This window comes from Flavobacterium luminosum, assembly GCF_023635005.1.
Taxonomy (GTDB): Bacteria; Bacteroidota; Bacteroidia; order Flavobacteriales; family Flavobacteriaceae; genus Flavobacterium; species Flavobacterium luminosum.
In genome coordinates this window covers 621,757-645,911 of the sequence record NZ_JAMLJM010000001.1, presented here as the reverse complement: position 1 = coordinate 645,911, position 24,155 = coordinate 621,757, and the positions used below count along the sequence as shown (strand labels likewise).

At 35.8% G+C, this 24,155-nt stretch carries 24 protein-coding genes; 16 read left to right on the top strand and 8 right to left on the bottom strand.

Translation table 11 applies throughout. From position 1 onward, the window contains the following. The first annotated feature begins 1 nt into the window (after position 1). The 3 genes from sufB to sufD are packed head-to-tail and all read left to right on the top strand — an operon-like array spanning position 2 to position 3,557. Positions 2-1,450 carry a Fe-S cluster assembly protein SufB gene (gene sufB, locus NAT50_RS02990; RefSeq protein WP_250591315.1) on the top strand — a complete coding sequence of 483 codons (1,449 nt, stop codon included), beginning with the start codon at positions 2-4 and terminating at the stop codon, positions 1,448-1,450. A 36-nt stretch (positions 1,451-1,486) separates the two neighbouring features. After that, the gene (gene sufC, locus NAT50_RS02985; RefSeq protein WP_250591313.1) at positions 1,487-2,239 is read left to right on the top strand and encodes a Fe-S cluster assembly ATPase SufC; all 753 of its coding nucleotides are present in this window, start codon (positions 1,487-1,489) and stop codon (positions 2,237-2,239) included. Between the two features lies 1 nt (position 2,240). Beyond that, positions 2,241-3,557, top strand: coding sequence for a Fe-S cluster assembly protein SufD (gene sufD / locus NAT50_RS02980; RefSeq protein WP_250591311.1), 1,317 nt, complete (start codon positions 2,241-2,243; stop codon positions 3,555-3,557). 50 nt (positions 3,558-3,607) lie between these two features. Here sufD and NAT50_RS02975 read toward each other — a convergent pair whose 3' ends face one another. Beyond that, positions 3,608-4,948, bottom strand: coding sequence for a serine hydrolase domain-containing protein (locus NAT50_RS02975; RefSeq protein ID WP_250591309.1), 1,341 nt, complete (start codon positions 4,946-4,948; stop codon positions 3,608-3,610). Positions 4,949-5,095: 147 nt separating this feature from the next. On the opposite strand from NAT50_RS02975, the gene NAT50_RS02970 reads away from it, so the two are divergent. From NAT50_RS02970 to NAT50_RS02945, 6 genes are all read left to right on the top strand, one after another. Further along, on the top strand, positions 5,096-6,310 hold the full coding sequence (locus NAT50_RS02970; protein WP_250591307.1) for an aminotransferase class V-fold PLP-dependent enzyme: 1,215 nt from the start codon (positions 5,096-5,098) through the stop codon (positions 6,308-6,310). Positions 6,311-6,326: 16 nt separating this feature from the next. After that, on the top strand, positions 6,327-6,836 hold the full coding sequence (locus tag NAT50_RS02965; RefSeq protein WP_250591305.1) for a hypothetical protein: 510 nt from the start codon (positions 6,327-6,329) through the stop codon (positions 6,834-6,836). 4 nt (positions 6,837-6,840) lie between these two features. Next, positions 6,841-7,260 carry a SufE family protein gene (locus tag NAT50_RS02960; protein WP_250591303.1) on the top strand — a complete coding sequence of 140 codons (420 nt, stop codon included), beginning with the start codon at positions 6,841-6,843 and terminating at the stop codon, positions 7,258-7,260. Positions 7,261-7,331: 71 nt separating this feature from the next. After that, the gene (locus NAT50_RS02955; RefSeq protein WP_250591301.1) at positions 7,332-7,748 is read left to right on the top strand and encodes a GxxExxY protein; all 417 of its coding nucleotides are present in this window, start codon (positions 7,332-7,334) and stop codon (positions 7,746-7,748) included. A 34-nt stretch (positions 7,749-7,782) separates the two neighbouring features. Next, entirely contained in the window at positions 7,783-8,106 is a 324-nt protein-coding gene (locus tag NAT50_RS02950) for an SUF system Fe-S cluster assembly protein (protein WP_250591299.1), read from the top strand. 50 nt (positions 8,107-8,156) lie between these two features. Then, the gene (locus tag NAT50_RS02945; RefSeq protein WP_250591297.1) at positions 8,157-8,675 is read left to right on the top strand and encodes a DUF2480 family protein; all 519 of its coding nucleotides are present in this window, start codon (positions 8,157-8,159) and stop codon (positions 8,673-8,675) included. A gap of 12 nt (positions 8,676-8,687) precedes the next feature. Here the strand turns inward: NAT50_RS02945 and hflX are convergent, their stop codons facing one another. The 4 genes from hflX to NAT50_RS02925 all read right to left on the bottom strand — a co-directional run bounded on the left by hflX (position 8,688) and on the right by NAT50_RS02925 (position 14,862). Then, complete coding sequence (gene hflX / locus NAT50_RS02940; RefSeq protein ID WP_250591295.1) at positions 8,688-9,911, bottom strand: GTPase HflX; 1,224 nt, start codon at positions 9,909-9,911, stop codon at positions 8,688-8,690. A gap of 145 nt (positions 9,912-10,056) precedes the next feature. Then, on the bottom strand, positions 10,057-11,451 hold the full coding sequence (locus NAT50_RS02935) for a DUF5689 domain-containing protein (RefSeq protein WP_250591293.1): 1,395 nt from the start codon (positions 11,449-11,451) through the stop codon (positions 10,057-10,059). A 5-nt stretch (positions 11,452-11,456) separates the two neighbouring features. Next, on the bottom strand, positions 11,457-12,077 hold the full coding sequence (locus tag NAT50_RS02930; RefSeq protein ID WP_250591291.1) for a choice-of-anchor J domain-containing protein: 621 nt from the start codon (positions 12,075-12,077) through the stop codon (positions 11,457-11,459). Positions 12,078-12,087: 10 nt separating this feature from the next. Then, positions 12,088-14,862, bottom strand: coding sequence for a TonB-dependent receptor (locus NAT50_RS02925; protein WP_250591289.1), 2,775 nt, complete (start codon positions 14,860-14,862; stop codon positions 12,088-12,090). Positions 14,863-14,999: 137 nt separating this feature from the next. Here NAT50_RS02925 and NAT50_RS02920 point away from each other — a divergent pair, with 137 nt between their 5' ends. From NAT50_RS02920 to amaB, 3 genes are all read left to right on the top strand, one after another. Then, positions 15,000-16,097, top strand: coding sequence for an endonuclease/exonuclease/phosphatase family protein (locus NAT50_RS02920; protein WP_250591287.1), 1,098 nt, complete (start codon positions 15,000-15,002; stop codon positions 16,095-16,097). Positions 16,098-16,157: 60 nt separating this feature from the next. Continuing rightward, a complete protein-coding gene (locus NAT50_RS02915; protein WP_250591285.1) occupies positions 16,158-16,697 on the top strand; it encodes a 3-hydroxyanthranilate 3,4-dioxygenase in 540 nt (179 codons plus the stop codon). Positions 16,698-16,821: 124 nt separating this feature from the next. Further along, positions 16,822-18,372, top strand: a complete 1,551-nt coding sequence (amaB, locus tag NAT50_RS02910) for an L-piperidine-6-carboxylate dehydrogenase (protein ID WP_262918568.1) — start codon at positions 16,822-16,824, stop codon at positions 18,370-18,372. Positions 18,373-18,960: 588 nt separating this feature from the next. On the opposite strand, the gene NAT50_RS02905 is transcribed toward amaB, so the two are convergent. From NAT50_RS02905 to NAT50_RS02895, 3 genes are read right to left on the bottom strand one after another with little or no spacing between them, the layout of a single operon-like run. Beyond that, entirely contained in the window at positions 18,961-19,533 is a 573-nt protein-coding gene (locus NAT50_RS02905) for a PhnA domain-containing protein (RefSeq protein ID WP_250591283.1), read from the bottom strand. Next, positions 19,533-20,045, bottom strand: a complete 513-nt coding sequence (locus NAT50_RS02900; protein ID WP_250591281.1) for a DUF6646 family protein — start codon at positions 20,043-20,045, stop codon at positions 19,533-19,535. Before NAT50_RS02900 ends, NAT50_RS02905 begins: the two co-directional genes overlap by 1 nt. A 43-nt stretch (positions 20,046-20,088) precedes the next feature. Further along, positions 20,089-20,820, bottom strand: coding sequence for a metallophosphoesterase (locus NAT50_RS02895; RefSeq protein ID WP_250591279.1), 732 nt, complete (start codon positions 20,818-20,820; stop codon positions 20,089-20,091). 107 nt (positions 20,821-20,927) lie between these two features. Here NAT50_RS02895 and NAT50_RS02890 point away from each other — a divergent pair, with 107 nt between their 5' ends. The 4 genes from NAT50_RS02890 (at position 20,928) to NAT50_RS02875 (ending at position 24,138) form a co-directional block, all read left to right on the top strand. Next, complete coding sequence (locus NAT50_RS02890) at positions 20,928-21,101, top strand: hypothetical protein (protein WP_250591277.1); 174 nt, start codon at positions 20,928-20,930, stop codon at positions 21,099-21,101. Between the two features lie 50 nt (positions 21,102-21,151). Next, positions 21,152-21,331, top strand: coding sequence for a hypothetical protein (locus tag NAT50_RS02885; protein ID WP_250591276.1), 180 nt, complete (start codon positions 21,152-21,154; stop codon positions 21,329-21,331). 108 nt (positions 21,332-21,439) lie between these two features. Next, a complete protein-coding gene (locus tag NAT50_RS02880; protein WP_250591275.1) occupies positions 21,440-23,470 on the top strand; it encodes a tetratricopeptide repeat-containing sensor histidine kinase in 2,031 nt (676 codons plus the stop codon). A 5-nt stretch (positions 23,471-23,475) separates the two neighbouring features. Continuing rightward, positions 23,476-24,138 (top strand): response regulator transcription factor, encoded by a 663-nt coding sequence (locus NAT50_RS02875; protein WP_250591274.1) that lies wholly within the window; start codon positions 23,476-23,478, stop codon positions 24,136-24,138. Positions 24,139-24,155 lie beyond the last annotated feature (17 nt).

Genomic DNA, 24,155 nt, shown 5'->3' with positions numbered 1-24,155 from the left:
TATGAGTAAGTATACAGAAGACGATTTAAAAGTCGAATTAGAAAATAAAGAATACGAATACGGATTTTATACCGATATCGAATCGGAAACATTTCCTGCGGGTTTAAATGAAGATATTGTTCGTGCTATTTCTAAAAAGAAAAACGAGCCACAATGGATGACCGACTGGCGTTTAGAGGCGTTTCGTGCCTGGCAGCAAATGGAAGAACCGGAATGGGCCAACGTAAATTACGAAAAACCCGATTTTCAGGCGGTATCCTATTATTCGGCACCTAAGAAAAAAGATAAATATGCGAGTCTGGATGAGGTAGATCCCGAACTATTGGAAACCTTCAAAAAATTAGGGATTTCACTAGATGAACAAAAAAAGTTAGCGGGTGTGGCAATGGATATTGTGGTCGATTCGGTTTCCGTGGCAACGACTTTCAAAAAAACATTAGCTGAAAAAGGCATTATTTTCATGAGTATCTCCGAGGCCATTCAGGAACATCCGGAATTGGTTAAAAAATATTTGGGAACTGTGGTACCGCAGAAAGACAATTTCTATGCGGCTTTAAATTCGGCAGTGTTCTCAGATGGAAGTTTCTGTTACATTCCAAAAGGTGTTCGTTGCCCTATGGAATTGTCTACCTATTTCCGTATCAATCAAGGTGGAACCGGTCAGTTTGAGCGTACCTTAGTAATTGCGGATGAAGGAAGTTATGTTTCTTACCTAGAAGGCTGTACCGCACCAAGTCGTGACGAAAACCAATTGCACGCTGCAGTGGTAGAATTAATCGCGTTGGATGATGCTGAAATCAAATATTCAACCGTTCAAAACTGGTATCCCGGAAATAAAGAAGGTAAAGGCGGGGTTTTCAACTTCGTGACCAAAAGAGGTTTGTGTGAGAAAAATGCTAAAATTTCTTGGACACAGGTAGAAACAGGTTCTGCCGTAACCTGGAAATACCCTTCATGTGTATTAAAAGGTGATAATTCCATCGGAGAATTTTATTCGATTGCGGTTACCAATAACTTTCAACAAGCGGATACCGGAACCAAGATGATTCATTTGGGTAAAAACACTAAATCTACCATTATTTCAAAAGGTATTTCTGCCGGAAAATCACAAAACAGTTATAGAGGATTAGTGCAAATTGGAGCAAGAGCTGAAAATGCTCGTAATTTCTCGCAATGTGATTCACTTTTGATGGGAAATAATTGTGGAGCACACACCTTCCCGTACATCGAAAGTAAAAATGCTTCAGCAAAAATTGAACACGAAGCTACGACTTCAAAAATTGGAGAAGACCAAGTGTTCTATTGTAACCAACGCGGAATCCCAACCGAAAAAGCCATTGCCTTAATCGTAAATGGTTTTAGTAAAGAAGTATTGAATAAATTACCTATGGAATTTGCTGTAGAAGCACAGAAATTATTAGAAATTTCGTTAGAAGGTTCAGTAGGATAGTCAATCATAAATTCGAATATATAACACATTTACAAAATGTTACAGATAAAAAACTTACACGCTTCGGTAGAAGACAAAGACATATTAAAAGGGATTAACCTTGAAATTAAAGCAGGAGAAGTGCATGCGATTATGGGGCCTAACGGTGCCGGAAAATCTACTTTATCTTCTATCATTGCTGGAAACGAAAATTACGAAGTAACTGAAGGTGAAATCTTTTTAGACGGAGAAGAAATTTCAGAATTAGCTCCTGAAGAAAGAGCACACAAAGGCGTGTTCTTATCGTTCCAATATCCAGTGGAAATTCCAGGTGTTTCGGTAACGAATTTCATCAAAACAGCTATTAATGAAAAGCGCAAAGCGAATGGCGAAGAAGAAATGCCAGCGAATGAAATGTTGAAGAAAATCCGTGAAAAATCAGAGTTGTTAGAAATGGACAGAAAATTTTTGTCACGTTCTCTAAACGAAGGTTTTTCGGGTGGTGAAAAGAAACGTAACGAAATTTTCCAAATGGCCATGTTAGAACCAAAAATCGCAATTTTGGATGAAACGGATTCAGGTTTGGATATCGATGCGTTACGAATTGTTGCCAATGGTGTAAACAAATTGAAAAACGAAAACAACGCGGTATTAGTAATTACGCACTACCAACGTTTGTTAGACTATATCGTTCCAGATTTCGTTCACGTTTTAATGGACGGAAAAATCGTAAAAACGGGTGGAGCTGATTTGGCTTTAGAATTAGAAGAAAAAGGATACGATTGGATTAAACAAGAGCAAACCGCATAATATGGAGTTGAAAGAAAAAATGTTAGCTTCTTTCATGGCCTTTGAAGAAAAAATCAAAGACAATGAAGATTTGCACGAAGTTCGAAATCACGCCATAAAAAATTTCGAAAACAAAGGTTTCCCAACCAAAAAAGAGGAAGCTTGGAAATACACCTCGTTAAATGCCATTTTGAAAAATGATTTTTCGGTTTTCCCAAAAAAGGATAATGCAATCGAATTTAAAGACGTAAAAAAGTATTTCTTACACGAAATTGATACCTACAAAGTAGTTTTCATCGACGGAATTTTTAGTTCGTTTTTATCTTCTACTACGCATGAAGGTTTAGATGTTTGTTTGATGTCTTCGGCATTGACCAAACCGAAATATAAAATGGTAATTGATACGTATTTCAATCAAATTGCGAGCAAAGAAGAGAGTTTAACTTCTTTAAATACGGCTTTTTCATTGGAAGGCGCTTACATCAATATTCCAAAAAGTAAAGTGGTGGAGAAACCTATCGAAATCATCTATTTCTCTACCGGAAATGAAGCGGCTTTAATGGTGCAACCTCGAAATTTAGTAATCGTTGGAGAAAACGCTCACGTGCAAATCGTAGAACGTCATCAAAGTTTGAATTCGAATCCCGTTTTAACAAACTCGGTAACCGAAATTTTTGCTCAAAAACGTGCGATTGTTGATTATTACAAAATTCAAAATGATGTGCAAACTGCCAATTTGATTGACAATACGTACATTGCACAAAAACAAGAGAGTAGAGTAGCGGTACATACGTTTTCGTTTGGTGGAAACATCACCAGAAACAACTTGAATTTTTATCACCAAGGCGAACGAATCGATTCTACCTTGAAAGGAATTACTATTATTGGTGATAAACAACACGTAGATCATTATACTTTGGTGCATCATGCGCAACCCAATTGCGAAAGTCATCAAAATTATAAGACGATCTTAGACGGGCAATCCACAGGTGTTTTCAATGGTAAAATTTATGTTGAAAAAGAAGCCCAAAAAACCGATGCCTTCCAACAAAATAACAACATTTTAATTGGTGATAAAGCTACCATCAACGCAAAACCACAATTGGAAATTTTTGCCGATGATGTAAAATGTTCCCACGGTTGTACGATTGGACAGTTAGATGAAAGCGCGATGTTCTACATGCAACAACGCGGAATTCCTAAAAAAGAAGCCAAAGCGTTATTGATGTATGCTTTTACCAGTGAAGTAACTTCAAGTATCAAAATACCGGAATTAAAAGCTAAAATCGCCCGTATCATCGCCGATAAGTTAGGCGTGAAAATGGGTTTTGATTTATAATAGTCGATAAAATAGTAAAGAGGCTGTCTCAAAAGGACAGCCTCTTTTTTTTATTGCTTCACACTAGCTAAAATTTCTTTCACCAATGCATTCAAATCGATGTGGTCGTAGCCTAAACGCACCACTACCATGTCGTGAGACGGAATGATGAAGACGCGTTGTCCCTGAAATCCGTCGGCATAATAAACATCTCGGGGTACATCGGGCATTTTGCCTCCCGCATTTAACCAAAATTGCGCGCCATATTGATTTTCTGAAGTGGGAGTCGGAGTAGCCACATATTTTGACCAAGTTGGATCAAATAATTGTTCTCCATTCCAGTTTCCTTTGTGTAAGTATAACAACCCGAATTTTGCCCAATCGCGAGCATTGGCCCAGGCATAAGAAGAACCAATGTAATTTCCTTTCAAATCGGCTTCAATCAGCATCGAATGCATCCCAATTTTATCGATTAATCCACGGTACCAAAAATCTAAATATTCCTGATGGGTTTTAAATTGTTTTCTGAGGATACCCGATAATAAATTGGTCGTTCCCGAAGAATAATTCCAACTTGCATTGGGTTTACCTACCAGCGGTTTATGGATTTGCGAGACAGTCATGTCGCTTTCCTGAAACAGCATTTTGGTTACATCCGAAATGTCATCGTAGTTTTCGTCCCATTCCAAACCAGAATTCATCTGTAATAAGTTATGAATGGTAATGTTTTTGCGTTCGTCATTTTGCCATTCGGCAATGGGAGCCGGTTGATTGATGTTAAGTTTTCCTTGTTTTTGTAAAATTCCGAATAAGGTAGCGGTAATACTTTTTGTCATGGACCAGCCAATCAATCTGGAATCTTTCGAAAAACCCGGAGCATATTTTTCAGCTATAATTTGGTCTTTGTACACTACTACAACGGCTCGGGTACATTTTTTTCCTTCTTCATTTGGTGCAAAAGCTTGAGCAACGGCCTTGTTTAATCGGTTGTAATCAATATTGCTAAAAGTACCTGGTAATGGTTCGCCATCGCCATAAGGAAAAGGAATAGATGTATTACTTGTGATGGTTCTTTTGGGTACCAAATACGGTTTAGAAGCATCATATTCATCATTAATCAAAACTGCTCCCAATCCTTCTCGGTAAATAGCTTTTCTGTTTTTAAAACCATAGACAGAGGATTCCGCGGCTTTTTCTTTTTCATTTATTTCGTTAGTGGCTAATTGGATTAGGTCGATATCGTTATCGCCTTTTTCAATAACTTCTAAAGATCTGTTGTCCAGAAAGTGACCGGAGGCAACACTTTTGGCTGAAAACCCCGAAATTAAATCTAGTTTCGGATAGTTCACATAAAAAGCAGTGCCCAAAATACCCACAACGGCTAAAGCAGCATAGCCTAGAATTTTCTTCATACTAATGATTTTTATGCAATTTAAGTATTTGTCCTGAATTTGTGAATTTTTCTGATTATCAAATCATAAAAAAGATTTATCGAATTTCCTTCGTCTATTCATGGCCAAATAACTATTTTTGTATTTAGAAAAATTCTAAATAATACAATGTTAGATATCCAGAAAATAAGAGCCGATTTTCCCATCTTAAATTGTACGGTTAATGGTAAGCCATTAATTTATTTTGATAATGGTGCAACATCACAAAAACCGCAAGTGGTAATAGATGCTATTTCGAACTATTACAAAGAAATTAATGCTAATATTCATCGTGGAGTTCATACGTTAAGTCAATTGGCTACTGATGCCTACGAGGTGTCAAGAGGAAAAGTGCAGCAGCACATTAATGCGAAACACAGCCATGAAGTGATTTTTACATCAGGGACGACACAAGGTATCAATTTGGTAGCGAGTAGTTTTACTGCATTAATAAAAGCCGGGGACGAAATTATGGTTTCCGCCTTAGAGCATCACAGTAATATTGTGCCGTGGCAATTTTTGTGTGAACGTACAGGGGCTACTTTGGTAGTGATTCCCATGAATGACAAAGGGGAACTCATTATGGAAGAATACGATCGTTTGCTTTCTGAGAAGACAAAAATCGTAGCAGTGAATCATATTTCAAATGCTTTGGGGACTATTAATCCCATCGAAGAAATCATTGCCAAGGCACACCATGTTGGGGCCGCGGTTCTAATAGATGGGGCTCAGGCAACGCCTCACCTTCGACCGGATGTACAGGCCTTGGATTGTGATTTTTATGTGTTCTCGGGTCATAAAATCTGTGGTCCGACGGGTGTTGGAATTTTATACGGAAAGGAAGCATGGCTCAATCAATTGCCTCCGTATATGGGGGGTGGTGAGATGATTAAAGAAGTCACTTTTGAAAAAACTACTTATGCTGATTTGCCTCATAAATTTGAAGCAGGCACTCCTAATATTGCGGATGGTATTGCTTTAGGTACTGCGATTGATTATCTGAACGGAATAGGTTTCGAAAATATTCAAAAGCAGGAAAAAGAGTTATTGGCTTATGCCACAGCCAAATTGTTGGAAATAGAAGGGCTGAAAATCTACGGAACTTCCGAAAATAAAACGTCGGTAGTATCTTTCAATATTGAGGGAATCCACCCATACGATATCGGAACGATCATCGACAAATTAGGGGTAGCGGTTCGCACGGGACATCATTGTACACAACCCATTATGAATTATTTTAACATTCCGGGAACCGTACGTGCCAGCTTTTCGTTCTACAATACCAAAGAAGAAATTGATATCTTTGTAGATTCCGTGAAGAAAGCCAAAACGATGCTTTCTTAGCATAAATCTATTCATTATGAAAAAAGTAGCACTTATCACATTGTCAATAGTTACCTTGTTGATTTCTTGCAAATGTAAAAAGGTAACATCTGATATAGTGACACAGGAACAAACAATAGTTTCAAACGGAACTCATTCGGAAAATAAAGCAACTAATAATCAGCACCAAGCTATGATAGAGACCGAATACGAAGCAAATACTAGAGGATTTTATCTCAAAGTGAAGTATAGTAATGGAGTAGCTTATTTTACGAATCAAAGAGGTTCAGATCTCTTCAATACTGTTTCATTAACAAAAGCTCAAGCTAAAGAGTTAGATCTTTTATTAGATGGTGTTGCATTAGAGAATTTGCCCAATTTGAAGGATCCTTCTCAAAAACGTTTCTATGATGGTGCTGCCATAGCCAATCTAAAAATAACAAAGTCGGGAAAAGAATTCAAAACGGTCGATTTTGACCATGGAAATCCACCCGCTGAAATAGCAAAATTGATAGAAAAATTAGTTTCTTATACGGTTCAAGAATAATACAATGACAATTAAAGAAATACAAGAAGAAATCGTTGACGAATTTTCAATGTTTGACGATTGGATGCAGCGCTACGAATATATCATCGAATTGGGGAAATCCCTTCCTCTAATCGATGAGAAATACAAGACAGACGAAAACATCATCAAAGGCTGTCAATCTAAAGTTTGGGTACATGCAGAGGAACAAGACGGAAAAGTGGTTTTCACTGCCGATAGTGATGCGATTTTGACCAAGGGAATAATAGCCATTTTAATCAGAGCTTTTTCCAATCAGTCGCCTCAAGCCATTCTGGATGCTGATACTCAATTTATAGACGAAATTGGTTTGAAAGAACACTTGTCGCCTACTAGAGCAAATGGCTTGGTTTCAATGATCAAACAGATAAAAATGTATGCTTTGGCTTTTCAAGCGAAGCAGTAACGAAATAAATTAAACATATAAGCCATCTAAGTTTTACCCTATGATATACACCACAAAAATTAATACACGCCATGAAAAATGTAACAAAGACACAATTAAAAGATTTAGTTTATCGAGTTAATGGAGCGGCTATTGAAGTTCATAAAAGATTAGGGCCAGGATTATTAGAAACGGTTTATCATAAGTGCTTAATAAAAGAATTGGAATTGCGAAATATAAATTTGATTTCAGAATTCAATATTCCAATAAATTATAAGGGATTCGAATTGGATTCAAAACTGCGATGTGATATTTTAGTTGAAAATATTTTAGTGGTTGAATTGAAAGCAGTTGCAGAAATGAATCCAATTTACGAAGCGCAGCTTTTGACTTATATGAACTTATTAGTAAAACCAATAGGTTTATTAATTAATTTTAATGTTAAGAACATCTACTACGAAGGACAACAAACATTTGTAAACGAAATATATAAGACACTATGGGATTAACTTATATGACTTATATGTTAAAAATAATAGTAATATGGAAGAATTTAACGATACAATCAATTTAGGAGAAGAGGTAGTAAAAGTTTTAAAAACGATTTACGATCCAGAAATTCCCGTAGATATTTATGAACTGGGTTTGATTTATGATGTATATGTCAATGAAGATATGGATGTAAAAATCTTAATGACATTAACATCGCCTAATTGCCCTGTAGCAGAAACTTTACCTAATGAGGTTAAAGAAAAAATCGAAAAAATTGGCGAAGTAAAAACTTGTGAAGTGGAGATTACTTTTGACCCGCCTTGGAGCAAGGATTTAATGAGTGAGGAAGCGAAGCTAGAATTGGGAATGTTGTAATTTCCCTTTTTACTTGTAATTCTCCTAAACACTAATTACTGACACTATATATGGACGAAATAGTAAACAAAGTAGCGCAAAGTTCTTTAATGGTCTTCGACTTAGAAGATTATTTCCCTGAAGAACATGTGGTAGATTTAGATATTTCACAATGGTTATTAGAAGGGATTATTTTGCGAGAATCCGAATTTAGAGAACAATTAAAAAATACCGATTGGTCTCCGTTTAAAGATAAATATGTGGCGTTATATTGTTCAACCGAAGCCATATTGCCTGCTTGGACTTTTGCTTTGGTTGCCGTTCATTTAGCTCCTTTTTCTCTTAAAGTTATTCACGGGTCCAAGAAGAGCGCAATCATTGAATGGTATCAGGATATTTTAAATAAGCTAGATTATACGGAGTATTTCCAAAAACCAGTCATTTTAAAAGGTTGCTCTAAAAGAGAAGTACCTAATGAAGTATATACAATAGCCATTCAGAAGTTACTCCAAGTAGCAAAGAGTGTAATGTTTGGAGAAGCTTGCTCTGCAGTGCCATTGTACAAATCAAAAAAAGAAAGACCTCTGTGATGAGGTCTTTTTTCATTCTTTTTCAATAGCATCTTTATAATCCGGATACAAGAATTTGTTATACGGAAAGCGGGTGATATGAATTTGTCGAACCGCTTCGTAAACCTTTTCCCTGAACTCTTCAAAGTTTTCTTTTTCGGTTGCTGAAACAAATAGGGTATTGTTTTCACCTAATTTACTCATCCAAGTTTGTTTCCATTCCTCGAGCGTGTAATGTTTGGTCGTTTTCTCCGTCATTAAGTCATCCGCTTCGATGGTTAGGTGCTTGTAGGCATCAATTTTATTAAAAACCATGATAGTAGGTTTATCGGCACTTTTGATATCCTGTAAAATTTGGTTTACTGATTCAATATGGTCTTCAAATTCAGGGTGTGAAATGTCAACCACATGCAGCAATAAATCGGCTTCACGCACTTCATCCAGTGTACTTTTGAAAGATTCGATCAATTGAGTAGGTAGTTTACGGATAAAACCAACGGTGTCTGATAATAAGAACGGAAGGTTTTTGATCACCACTTTTCGAACCGTAGTGTCTAAAGTGGCGAACAATTTGTTTTCTACGAAAACATCACTTTTTCCTATCGCATTCATCAATGTTGATTTTCCTACGTTAGTATAGCCCACAAGGGCCACTCGAACCATAGCGCCACGATTACTGCGTTGTACCGCCATTTGTTTGTCTATGGTCTTAATTTTCTCCTTCAATAAGGCGATTCTATCACGAACAATACGACGGTCGGTTTCAATTTCAGTTTCCCCCGGTCCACGCATACCAATTCCACCTCGTTGACGCTCTAAGTGAGTCCACATACCTGTTAAACGAGGAAGTAGATATTGGCATTGCGCTAATTCCACTTGTGTTCTAGCATAAGAAGTTTCGGCACGTTGCGCAAAAATATCAAGAATAAGATTGGTTCGGTCTAGTACTTTACAATCTAATTCACGGGTGATGTTTTTTTGTTGTGCAGGAGTAAGTTCATCATCAAAAATGACCGTTTTGATTTCGTTTTCCTTAATATAAAGTTTAATGTCTTCCAATTTACCACTACCAACAAACGTTTTTGGATTGGGTTTATCCATTTTTTGTGAAAAACGTTTGATAACGGTTCCACCAGCAGTATAGGTTAAAAACTCCAATTCGTCAAGATATTCGTTTAGTTTATCTTCACTTTGGTTTTGTGTTACTATCCCAACAATAATTGATTTTTCAAAGTCAAAAACTTCTTTTTCTAACATATTCTTTCTTTATAGAGTGCAAAGGTATGTAAATTCGAGTGTAAAAAAGCAAGTGTGATTTACAAACACTTTTAAAGCTACATATTGTAATAAATAAAAAAGGCCATTCATTTAAGAACAGCCTTTAAGATTGAGAAATATAAGATTATTGAATTTCTATATTGTCAATGTGTAAATTGTAAAGAGAATTACTTCCTACTTTTAGTGCAAATAAATCGCCTGTAGTTGATGTGTTTATTTGTACATCTGAAATATTCAGAGTTATTTTTGCCCATTGTCCTCCGGTATCAATAGTACCAGTGTAAGCATTTGTTCCATTATAAGGACTACCTGTTTGAAGAGCGGCTTTGCTTAAAGAAACAGGTGCTGCAGAACTAATGCTTCCTAAATTGAATACATCATAACCAGTAGTTGATCTATATACATTTATAGATAACGATTTTGCAGAAGTTCCTTTTATCCAAAAAGTAATTTTTTTTGGGTTGGCAGGAATGGTTCCATGAGCAGAAGCTGAAATAGTAAACACATAATCATTAGCTGTTGGAGTTCCATTCAAATGAAGAGAATTTCCAGTTACAGCACCAGCACCAGCACCTTGAACAGCATAAGGTTTAAGTCCGAAACTGTTTATTGAAGAATTAAATGTTGCCCAGTTTTCAAAATCAGCACCTAAGAACAATAAATTAGTAGGAGCAGTTGGGGCTATTGGAGCAGTTGGGTCAAATCTATCACCGGTTAACTGAACATCTAGTTCGGTTCTAATCATAAATTGATAAGTACTGCCGAATTTTGTTAATACTCCTCTGATTTTTCCATTTAAAGAAGGTACAGATTTTGCAGCGAAAGTTGCAAATTCACTAACTCTTACAATTATAGTATTTCCATCTGCATCTGTAATGGTATGATTTGTTGCTCCTCCAATGCTGTTTAGACTAGGGTCATAGTATTTTTTTCCAACAGAAGTATTAGAAAACTGAACTGCATCAAATTCGACAAGAGAATTTATGTACTTATCGTTTTTAGCATCTGCAATAGTTAAGTTCTTAATGATATCGTTTTCATTTACTTTTTGACATGAGCGTAAGATTACATTTTTATACTCTATTCCTGAAATTCTGCCTACCCCATTGTTGTATGAAGATCCGATAACAGTAGAACCGTTTTGTTTGTTAAAATATCTATTCTTATCTAGTTTGATAGTTACTTTTCTACCCGGTTCAAACTCAGTGTATAAATTGTAATTGTCAACCGGCATGCTGAAACCTGTCAATCCATCTGTAGAAATCATTGAGATCGATTTGTAAAAGTTTCCACCTTCGTCGCTTGACGTTACATAAGCCTCAATGTAATCAACGTTATCACCCGTTGTATATTGAGTAGCAGTTGCAGTAGCTATACTTGTAATGTCTGAAACTTCTTTTGTTTTTGTTATGCTAACACACTCTTTCGATAAATTTGGTGTACCATAATCGTCACCTGTAACGCAACTTACTAAAGAAGCTATAACGGCTGTTGTTAATATGAATTTTAATTTTTTCATAGCTATTAGTTTTTGGTAATCTTAACGTTGTCTAACTGTAAAGTGGTTGTAATACCTGCTTTGCTTCCTTTGTATTTAAAAGCAATTCTTACATTATTGCTCTCAATCGCACTGATATCAATTTGACCACTACTAACAAAAACATCATTGGTAGTAGGAGCTGTAAATGTTATAGGAGTCCAAGTCGCAGTTCCTATACCGGCTGTCGTACCATCGTAATTAGTAGATACCAAAACAGTTAATGGGTATCCGTTACTATATCTAGTTTTTGTTACGAATGATAATGCCTCTCCAGTAGATTTTGTTAAATCAATAGCAGGGGTTATTAACCAAGCTTCATCATTACTACCCGTAGCTGAGAAATTAGATGAGAATTCAGCATAAATATTATTGCTATATGTTCTTGCATGCCACAAACGTGTTGAAGTAGCATTATAATTAACCCATCCATCTAAAGTAATGGGTACTTCAACAGAACCACTTCCTGTAGGACTAGTCTCAAAGCCTTCATTGAAAGCATACTCAAAAACCGTAGGGATCACATAATCATCATCTCCCACACAACTTGTTAGAACGCTTGAACTAAGGGTTAACAAGAATATCGTTTTTAAAAATTTCATTTTCATAGTGTCTTTTTTAGAAATTTAGATAGAAGTTAACAAAATAAGTTCTGCCATATCCGTAAAAATATTTCGGACCGAAAGAAGGAGTACCTTTTGCTAAATCTGCTTGTAAATCAGGGAAAGTTGCTTTTCTAGATTGTTCGAAACCTCCTGTTTTGTATTCAATATCAAATACGTTATTTACTGAGGCAAAGAAACCTAAGGTATTACGGTTTGCTTTGCTGATTCTCCAAGATTTACCACCTGTCAAGTTTACTAAAGTAAAGTTGTCAAATTTCTCTTGTTTTAAAATATCTCTTACTGTTTCTTTGGTAGCTCCAGTGTAGTTGTCTCCTGTTGCTCCATCGATACTGAAATTGTCTGTTCTTAAGATGTTAGCTACATCTAAATAAGTATTAGCTAAGTAATTAACATTAGCACCAATCCACCAGAAATTAGGGTCTCTATATTCTAAACCAAACGAGGCAGCAGTTTGTGGCATTCCAGCTTGGTGATAGTTTTTGATATATACTTTTCCGAAATCTGTTAAAGGATTGTTTCCGGCAGCTGCCAAAGCATCGTCATTAGTTTTCAGCTTTGCATTGTCAGAGAAAATGTACTGACCATAAGAAGCCGCTGCAGTAGCTTTGATAGTTGGTGTAATTTGGTATTCTAAACCTAATTCTGCACCCATGTTTTGTTTTTCGATTCCTGTTACGATTTCGCTTACAAAGGTATCCTCATCTCCTCCATCATCGCTACCAATACCTTCTCCGTAGAAGAAAGAGATTTCTGTAGCGTCAGTGATTTTAGAATAGAATCCAGTAATACGACCTTTGAATTTAGGTGTTCTTACGATGTAACTTGCATCAGTACTTACGATATTTTCACTTTTTAAATCCGGTGTGATTGTGTTATTCAAACGAGCGTTAGAGAATGAATTTCTCAAGCTTGGCGCTTTAGTTTGGTATAATCCGTTAAAGTCAAAGAAATGTTGACCTGATAATTTATAGGTTAAACCTCCTTTGAATCCGAAGTTTTCAAAATTAAGCGTTTTGCTTTTTCCGAAGGAGTTATTAGCATAAATACCGTTTTGGTATAAACCTTCTCTTTGGTATTCTGTACGAGAGAAAGATTGTGCTAAGTAGAAGTTCGCTTTATCGTAAGTGAATTTGAATTGTGTAAATCCATCAAATGTTAAAGCACGTAACAAGTAGTTGTATCCGTAAGACTCTCCTTCTAAAACTTTTCTATCCGGATTGTTTAAATTTGATTGTGAAGCATCTCCAGAGTAGAAAGGATCAATATCAAGGAAATAATCTCCTCCCATTAAGTCTAATAAATTCTGGTGATTGTGAGAACGTAATTTTCTAACATTAACTCCAGCGTTTAAACTGATGTTATCAGAAAGATTCGAATTGATGATGGTATTTGCATTTAATAAGTTATCATCGGTTCTGTCTTCATACAATACATAAACACTTCTTCCAGGGAAAGCACTGTTTTGATTAGCAATGTACATAGCGTTCCAATCTATTTGTGAGTTCGCTCTAAAAGTGTTCGCTACATTGGTTAAATCATCATTAGTATATCCTCCTAAGTTATTGAAATAACTTGGTAAATTTTTGTAATAAGTAGGATCTGGGTTGTTTCCTAATTGGTAGTCTAATCTAGAGTTTCCAATAGTTCCCGTTTGGAAGGCAACATTGGTGTTTAGGTTAGTTCTTTCAGAAATTTTCCAGTAATGAGATAACATTACAATGGGCTCTTCTAAGTCTTTATCTCTAGAATTTCTTTTTTTACCGTTTTGCCATCCCCAATAAGAGTTGTATTTAACACCCATTAAGTCGCTAACTTCTTGTGTGTTTGGTGAATTTTTACCTCTACTGTTTTGTGCGTAGATCGCAGTTAAATTTAAACTGTGTTTATCGTTAAATTTCTTTTCAACAGCAGCAAATAGTGAATTTGCACCGTAGTCAGTACCTTCAAAGTAACCTTCTTTAGCCCATCTTCTTGAAGCCGAAACAGCAAAGGCCCATCCGTCTTTATCTAAACCAGAAGCATGAGTACCCATAACTCTCCAGCTATAATTGGTGTTGGTACCCGACATTGATATTCTTGAACCAGGTCTGTAAGAAGAAGCTCTAGTACTGATGTTTTGTGTTCCTAAAGCACTACCAAAATTGTAATCCGATGGAGCAGAACCCATAGTAAATTCTTGGTTACGAGTTGCATCATTCAAACCACCCCAGTTACCCCATTGTGGTCTACCATCATATAATTTATTCATAACGATACCATTAATCATTGTGGTACCGTATTCGTTATCCAAACCTCTGATTCTAAAACGCGCTTGTCCCCAATTAAATGCAGCAGCTTGCTGATACGTATCTCTTGAAGCTTGCAATAAACCTGAAGTACTTTCGGAACCGCTATTGTCGTCTCCTAAATCATTTTCAGTAATAGTTACCAAACTTAGTTGCTGTTCTGAAGTAATGTCCTCTTCTAAAGCAATTACACCTAAGTCTAAAACCTTTCCAGCTGTAATTTCAACAGCTAGTATCTGATCTTTGTAACCATTACTCTTTATCTGAAGAATTTGGTTACCTACAGCGACATGGTGGATTGTAAATTTACCGTCTTGACCCGTTACCTGAGTTAAGTTCGTGTTCACAATAGATGTCACTACATTTTGTAAAGGATTTTGAGTTTTAGCGTCAAGCACAGTTCCAGTAACACCCGTAGGTTGCTGAGCAAAAACCAAAAATGCATGTAATACAAATAATGTACTAATAACAAGTTTTTTCATAAATAAAATTAAAAATTAATTTAAGGTTCTCTGCGTGTTTTCAAAAAGCAGGGCAACAAATGTACATTTTTTAATAACATTATTTACTTTTGACATAATTTTTGTAATACATTTGACGAAAACTTTACATTACTTATATGAAAATTAAAAATTTCTCTTTACTATTCATGATTCTAATCGCTTCTTTGGCGAATGCTCAAGGGAAGCAATATGCTGTGCATACTATAGCATTTTATAATCTCGAAAATTTTTTCGATACAGTGAATGATCCTAAAATAAACGATGAGGATTTTATTTATACCCCAGAAAATTATGCTAAAAAGATTGATAATTTGGCTCGAGTAATCTCCGGATTAGGAACGAGCGAAGTGCAAAAAAACGCGCCTATCATTTTAGGAGTTTCGGAAATTGAAAACAGAACAGTACTAGAAGACTTGATCAAACACCCATTATTAGTTAATTTAGGTTATGGAATTGTTCATTTCGATTCTCCTGACCGAAGAGGTATTGATTGTGGTTTCTTATATCAGAAAAAATATTTCAAGCCTAGTAGTTATCAAAATTATCCTTTGATTATTTCTGACGATTTGAGCGATAAAAAGGCGAAAGATAAAGACAAAGAAAAAGTAGAAGATACCGATGCTAATGTTGTGGATGCAGCTACCAAAAGAATTTACACTCGTGATCAGATCTTAATGACAGGAACATTAGATGGTGAAGAAATGAGTTTTATCGTAAATCACTGGCCATCTCGTAGTGGAGGGGAAGCAAAAACAAGTCCACTTCGTCAAGCGGCGGCGGCATTAAATAGAAAAATCATTGATTCTTTACAAAAAATCAATCCTAATGCTAAAATCTTTACCATGGGGGATTTAAACGACGGTCCTTACAATAAAAGTGTTAAAGAGATTTTAGGTGCCAAAGGTGATGAAAAAGATGTAAAACCGCTAGGATTATACAACCCGGCTGAAAAAATGCTTAAAAAAGGAATCGGAACTTTAGCGCATCGTGATGCTTGGGATTTCTTTGATCAAATTATTTTCACCGAACCGTTGTTGCCTAAAGGAAAAGACGATTACCAAACATTCAAATATTGGAAAGCGGGAGTATACAACAAACCGTTTATGATTCAGCAAACGGGTCAGTACAAAGGATACGCATTGCGAAATACTTCAGCAGGCCCTGGTTTCTCGGATCACTTCCCTTCTTACGTTTACATTATCAAATTTAAATAGTAAAATAAAAAATCTCGATTCGTCGGGATTTTTTATTTTTATAGCCAAAATAAATAAATCATGTCTATCAAGAAACCTTTTAATCTTGCCACTTGGATAAATGAAAATCGTCATTTCTTAAAGCCTCCCGTTGGAAACAAAACCATTTATGATGAAACTTCAGAAGATTATATTGTGATGATTGTGGGGGGACCCAACGCACGTAAAGACTATCATTACAATGAAACCGAAGAATTATTCTATCAATTGGAAGGGGAAATCACCATTTACATTCAAGAAGATGGTCAGAAAAAGGCGATGAAATTGGGTCCTGGCGATATGTATTTGCATCCGGCAAAAGTACCGCATTCTCCCGCAAGAACCGAAGGCTCTGTTGGCTTGGTAGTGGAAAGAAAACGAGCAGGAAAAGGTTTTACTGATGGCTTGCTTTGGTTTTGCGATAACTGTAATCATAAATTACACGAAGTCTATTTCGAATTACACGATATTGAAAAAGATTTTCTTCCTCATTTTCAGGAGTATTATTCCTCAGAAGAGAAGAGAACGTGTCAAAAATGTAGTACGGTGATGGAAACCAATCCTAAGTTCATAACAAAGTAAAGTAAGAACACCAAAGTTTTTGCAAAAAAATTGGCGAATCGGCGGTCTGTATTTAAATACAATAGTTAAAAATATATTTTTATCTTTGCATAAATCTAACAAAATCTGAATAAAAAGTTATAAAATGATATCTGAAGCAGCAATTCAATTTGGTATGCAAGAAGCATTGCAACAATTAGGCATTAAAGAAATCAACGAAGGAACTTCAACAGGTTCTAAGTGGTTTTCTAACGGAAAAATCATCGAATCGTATTCACCAGCAACCGGTGAGTTAATTGCAAAAGTAAAATCTTCTACCAAAGAAGATTACGAAACAGCAATGCAATCAGCAACAGAAGCTTTCAAAACTTGGCGTTTGGTTCCAGCTCCAAAAAGAGGGGAAATCGTACGTCAAATGGGAGAAGAATTGCGTAAACATAAAGAAGCATTAGGAAAATTAGTGTCTTTTGAAATGGGTAAATCCTATCAAGAAGGTCTTGGAGAAGTGCAAGAAATGATAGATATCTGTGATTTCGCAGTAGGTTTATCACGTCAATTACACGGTTTAACGATGCACTCTGAGCGTCCTATGCACAGAATGTATGAGCAATGGCATCCGTTTGGAGTAGTAGGAATCATTTCGGCTTTCAACTTCCCAGTAGCGGTTTGGTCTTGGAACTCAATGTTGGCTTGGGTTTGTGGTGATGTTTGTATTTGGAAACCAAGTTCAAAAACACCTTTATGTGCAGTTGCTTGTCAAAACATTATTCAAACGGTATTAGAGAGAAACAATTTACCAGAAGGAATCAGCTGTTTAGTAGTAGGTAACGAGTCGGGTGATTTAATCAATAACGACAAACGTATTCCATTGGTATCGTTTACAGGTTCTACAAGAATTGGTCGTCACGTATCGCAAGTAGTAGCGTCTCGTTTCGGAAAAACCATTTTAGAATTAGGTGGAAACAATGCGATTATCGTTTCTAAAGAAGCCGATTTATCCATGGTATTAGTAGGAGCGGTTTTTGGAGCGGTAGGAACAGCAGGGCAACGTTGTACGTCAACTCGTAGATTAATTGTTCACGAAAGTGTTTACGATAAAACATTAGACGTTTTAGCTAAAGCTTATGCGCAGTTAAAAATTGGAAATCCATTAGATGCTAACAATCACGTAGGTCCACTTATCGACAAAGGTGCAGTACAAGATTACTTAAACGCTATCGAAAAAGCAAAAGCAGAAGGCGGAAGAATCATCGTAGAAGGTGGCGTTTTAGAAGGAAACGGATACGAAAGCGGCTGTTATGTGAAACCATGTATTATCGAAGCGAAAAATGAGTTCGAAATCGTACAACACGAAACATTTGCTCCCGTTTTATATGTAATGAAATACAGCACAATTGAAGAAGCGATTGAAATGCAAAATGCAGTTCCTCAAGGATTATCTTCTTCGATCTTCACCAATAGTATGAGAGAAATGGAATTATTCCTCTCGGCTGCAGGTTCTGATTGTGGTATTGCTAACGTAAACATTGGAACTTCTGGTGCTGAAATTGGTGGTGCTTTTGGTGGTGAAAAAGAAACCGGTGGTGGCCGTGAGTCAGGATCGGATGCTTGGAAAGCCTACATGAGAAGACAAACGAACACTATCAACTACGGAACAGCGTTACCTTTAGCACAAGGTATTAAGTTTGATTTGTAATTTTCTTTTAAGAGAATAGAATAAAGAAAAAAGAATATAGAAAAACCCTGCAAGATTGCAGGGTTTTTAGTTTTTAATTATTCATGTAGTTTGCGTATGATTAGGAATTTAAACGTTATTCAAAGATTTCAAAAGTTGTAAAGTCCTATTTTCTTCTACCTTTCTTCGTACGTTGTTCGTAGAATTACCCCTTTTTACGAAGCGCATACGAACAAAACTCCTATATTTTAACCTTCAACCAGTCATTTACGAGCAATAGCTATCAAAACCTGTCAAAAGCTATCAAAATCATCTAAAAAATAAGACTCAACTGAATAGCTTCAGTATAGATACTCCATAGTAACGGTATACTAACGGTAAGGTTGTGGTACCCCGAAATCTTCACTCTTTCAAGAAAAAGGAAGAAGTCAATACTTTTTAGCGGCTTTAAAGAATAGAACTACTAATAAAAATAAAACCCTGCAAGATTTGTTTTGCAGGGTTTTATATATCATTCTGTCAAGCTGAACTTGTTTCAGCATCTCATTTTTAACTTCTGACTCGAGTTTCCGAATTGACTAAGAAACAAGTTCAGAATGACAAAAAAGATTACTTCGTTTTCTTCACGTATTGCGTCAAAATAACAATATATTGTCCTTCTACTCTTCCTTCAATTTGTTCTGGATTGTCCCAAACCAATTTGATATTATGAACGGCAGCTCCTCGTTTTGCGATAAAGTTTGCGCCTTTTACATCTAAATCTTTGATTAAAACGACAGAATCACCATCTTGAAGAATATTCCCATTAGAGTCTTTGTGAATGATTTTTCCTTCTTCGTCTTCGCCTTCACCAGTAGCTTTAGCCCATTCTAAGGCTTCTTCGTCTAGGTACATCATGTCGAGCAAATCGTTGTTTTTCAAACGGGCTAACATGCGCCATGATAATACTTGAACAGGTAAAAACTCACTCCACATACTTTCCGATAAACCTCTCCAATCGTTCTCATTGGTAGTATCTGGGTTTTCAATTTGGTCTTTTAAATGTTTGGCAATTAAAACGGAATGTTCTAAACTTTCAGCCGTGTAAGGAGGTAAAGTGTAGACTACTAAATCGTGTTCAGCACCACTGATTTCACATTTAGAGTCACTACGATCCTTAAGTTTTTTTTCTATTATGCTCATTATAAATTGAATACCATGCTAAGATTAGCATAAAATTGATTATTTAGTTTTTCAAACCCTTTTACATTAGTGTCATATTTTGCAAAAGGCACTCCGAATTCTGATTGTAATCCAAAACCTTCAGAGAAGAAGTAGCGAACGCCTAAGTGTCCTCCAAAATTTTTAACCCCTAAATCTAATCCAGGGTAAATATCCATTTGTTCTGGTAACGTTAAGACTTGACCAATGTTGGCATTAAATCTGAACTTAGCATCGATACGGTCTTTGAATTCCGGTTTGAAAGTTTCAGTTCCTATAGTAACTTCTTTAACATCCAATAAATAAGAGGCCGAAAATCCTATAGAAATATTATCTCCTAATCCAAAATCAGTTCCAACATTTAGTCCTGTTCCTCCATCTTGAATATTAGCGCCAATGTGCATTTTGGTATCTCCTTTTCCGCTGTAAGCTTCCTGAGCATTCATTAAAAAAGGACATAACACTAATAAAAACGTAAAAATTCTTTTGTTCATTTTAGTATAAATTAAAAATCATGACAAATATAGTGAGTTCCAATTAATTTCGGCCTTTTTCCTCCGGATAGAGTGTGTAAACCGGATCACTTTGCCAGAATTCTTTGCTTTCTATATCCAATATACTTAACGAACCTTTATAGGCGGCACCCGTGTCCATGTTCCAGATATTGGCTTTGTTCACTGGCACAGTTTCGTTAATTTGGGTTACCGGAGTATGACCGATGTATATTTCCTTGTAAAGATTTAATCGTTTGGGGTAGAAAATAGAAGTTGTGGGTAAATTGGGATCAAGACTTAAGGCCGTTTCCCAAAGCGTCCTATCCCAATACAATAACTTAACGAAATGCTCCATGGTAACGCCTTTTAGATTGGTAAAACCAGCATGAAGGAAAAGACGATTGTAGTTATCGAGATGGTAATTGTTCAGTTTTGACAAAAAATCGATGTGTTTTTGTTTTGTTTCTTCGCTGATGCTTTGGTAAGCTAGCACGGTAGAGATACCTCCATTCTTGAGCCACATCGGATTATCAGTATTATTTTGTAACCAATGTAAAGCAAGTTCGTCGTGGTTTCCTCTTAAAAAAATACAATTGTAAGACTTTTCTAATTCAATTAGAAAATCCAACACTTGAGGCGATTCACTCCACCCATCCATATAATCTCCTAAAAAGATCAAAGTATCGTTTTGAGTCACCGCCGCACGTTCAAAAATTTGTGAAATGGCCCTAAGTCCACCATGGATGTCTCCAATTATTAATGTCCTGTCTTTCATATAATTAATTTAACAAAATATGAGGAAAAACCGTAATCGAGAGTGCTTTAAAACCTCATATTTTAGAGCATCTAAAATACAAATAGTAACCTTTTAATTTTTAAATTATGAAAGCAATAGTTTTAAGTTTCGGATTTTTCTTGTTGGTTGTTTCTCCTTCTACTTGTTCTTACGAAGAAAATGAAATGGTGGGTTCGTCGTATTATAAAACTTCAGGAGAAGAAGATGAATCTCAGAATGAAAAAGATATAGATCCGCTTGTAGTTCCAAAAAAGCCTTAATAAATAAATTTTAGTGTATCACCGCAATAACTTTTAAAATATTTAATCAAATGAAAATAGTATTATTGAGCCTTAGTTTTTTTGTTCTTGTTATTTCCGCGTTTTGGCTCTCTCTTGATAAAGTAGAAATTTTTATCGATTCAGGAAATCAAAGCCTTATGCTCATAGAGAACACACCCAATCCAGAAAATGTCGAAATAGAGCCTTTGATTGTTCTAAGAAAGCCCTAAGGGAAGCGTTTTTAATGTAAAAGCCTAAAAAAAATAGTTTCTTACAAATCGCATGCAATATTTTTTTAAATGTAGTAGTTTTGATATTACTAAAGCTCCTTTTTGAATTTGAAAAAAATAATTTGCATCTGTGTATTAATAAGTCTTTTCTCCTGTGAATGGAAAGACAAAAAAGCCATATCGGATTCTAAAAAACAGATCGATGTGTTGCTAGAAAAGGCCAATGATTTTAATCTTAGTAATAAAGAGAGAATTGGATATGCCAATCAGGTTCTCTCTTTAATGGATGCTGCGCCCAACGATTCTTTAAGTAGAGCTAATTATTTTAAATTGGCGGGCAGGTATTTCAATGCAGAGGATTATCCGATGTATCTTACAATCTCCAGAAAGTTATATAAAATGACTTCTGAAGCGAATGATACGTTGGGAATCGCAAGGAGTTTGTATTACATAGGGGATTATCATTACAATAGATTCAATAATGATAGTACTTATTTCTATTACACCAAATCTGAAAAGGCATACAACTTTGTAAAAAACAACACAGAAGTATTAAGAGTTCGGTTCTGGAAGGCCAATATATTGTTGCATGAAAAAGATTTTACAGGGGCAGAAACGGCTATAGTTAATATTTTGAAAGAAGCCAAGAGTGGAGACGATCTTCGGCTAGTTTACGATTGTTATTCGGCTTTAGGAAATGCATTGGAAGGGCTGAATAACTTAGATGAAGCTTTGCAATATTACCAAAAAGCTTATGAAACATCTTTAGAACTTACGCAAGATCCTCAGTACCTTTTGTTGAAGGCTCAGGCTTATAATTATACCGGGAGAGTTTACCTTAAGAAAGCAGATTATAACAATGCTTTTTTCTATTTTCAAAGTGCATTGAATTTTGATAATTTCAAAGTTTCAGAGCCTGTCATGTATGCCAATTTGTTGAACAATTGGGGTCAGGCAAAGTTAGAACTGCACGACGATTCCTCCGAAGGAATGTTTCACGAATCTCTTCAAATAAGAGAGAAATTAAATAATATTCCGGGTATCGTTTCTAGTAAGATCAATTTGTCTAAGTATTATCTTTTTAAAAAAGATACCATCAGAGCGTTGTCTTATGGTTTGTCTGCAAAAAAAATGGCAAACAGAAGTAAAATATTCGAAGACGAATTGGTGGCTTTAAAACTTTTGGCCAAAATTGATCCAGTCAAGAGTTCGCAATATACATCGAGATACATCAGTTTATCAGACAGTCTTCAGGATGTCGAAAGAGCGACTCGTAACAAACTGGCTCGAATCGAGTTTGAAACCAATGAAATCTTAACACAAAAAAACTATATCGAAGCGGAGAAAAAGAAGATCTCCATACAGCTTTGGGTCGTCGTCGTATTAAGCGTCGTGATTTTGCTATTAATTATACTCGTCTACATTACAAAAGCACAACATTCTAAAAATAAAGCATTACAATTCGAGAGGGAACAGCAAAAAGCCAATGAAGAGATTTACAGACTTATGCTTAATCAGCAGAAAGTTATAGACGAAGCACGTCAAAACGAAAAGAGAAGAATTGCTCAAGAACTCCATGATGGGATTATGAGTAAACTAACCAGTACTCGTTTGAATTTGTTCATATTAGGAAAAAGGAACGATGAAGAAACCATAAAAAAGTGTTTGAATTATATTTCCCAAATTCAAGATATTGAAAAAGAAATCAGAAGTATATCCCACGACCTTGCACAAGAGAATGTGTTAGGCGCGGATAGTTTTACGTCTATTGTCGATTCTTTGGTAGAAAGTCAAAGGCAATTTTCCGGAGTAAATTATGTTATAGAAATAGACAGTGCTATTGAGTGGAACAACGTGGAAAGTACCCTAAAAATAAATCTGTACAGAATTCTACAAGAAGCATTGCAAAATATTTACAAACATGCTAAAGCCCAAAATGTTACGATAAGTATTACCAAAAACGAAAACATGATTATGGTGGAAATTAAAGATGATGGATGTGGATTTAACGACAAGAAAATTAAAGAAGGTATTGGAATACGAAATATGTATTCTAGAATTAAAACGTTTAAAGGAACTCTGAAAATAAACTCGGAAATAGGTGGAGGAACCACTATTGAAATTCAAATTCCAGTATAAAACCGATGACAAAAAAGAAACTGAAAATACTGATTGTTGAAGATCACCCTGCAATGATTGAAGGGTACAAAATGATTTTATCCTATAACAATAAAGGCTATGAACTTGAAGTGATGTCAGCCTTGAATTGTAAGTCAGCTTATGAATTAATCACGCACGAAGACTACTTTGATGTGGTGCTGTTAGATTATAGTTTACCTCCTTATGAAGAACAAGATTTGAAGTCGGGAAATGATCTTGCGGTACTTCTCCGTAAACAAAAACCCACCACAAAAATTATGGTATTGACTTCTCATTCCGAAGCAATACTTTTATACGATTTGATTACAGGTGCGGCTCCGGAAGGAATTTTGGTTAAAAGCGATTTTACTGCCGACGAATTATTAAAAGCCTTTGAACAAATTGTAGAAGGAGGAAATTACCATAGTTCTAGTGTTACCCAGAATGTGAGCGGGTTGCTCTCTAGAGAGAAGTATTTAGATGCTTACAATCGACAAATCATTTCATTATTGGCGCAGGGAGTAAAAACAAAAAATATCCCTGAATACACTAATCTGTCTATCAGTGCGGTGGAAAAACGAAAAGTAAACATCAAAGATTTTTTCGGTATTTTTAAAGGAGGTGACGAAGAAATTGTTCGAAAAGCGAAAGAAGCTGGGTTTATTTAACAAAATATGAGGAAAAA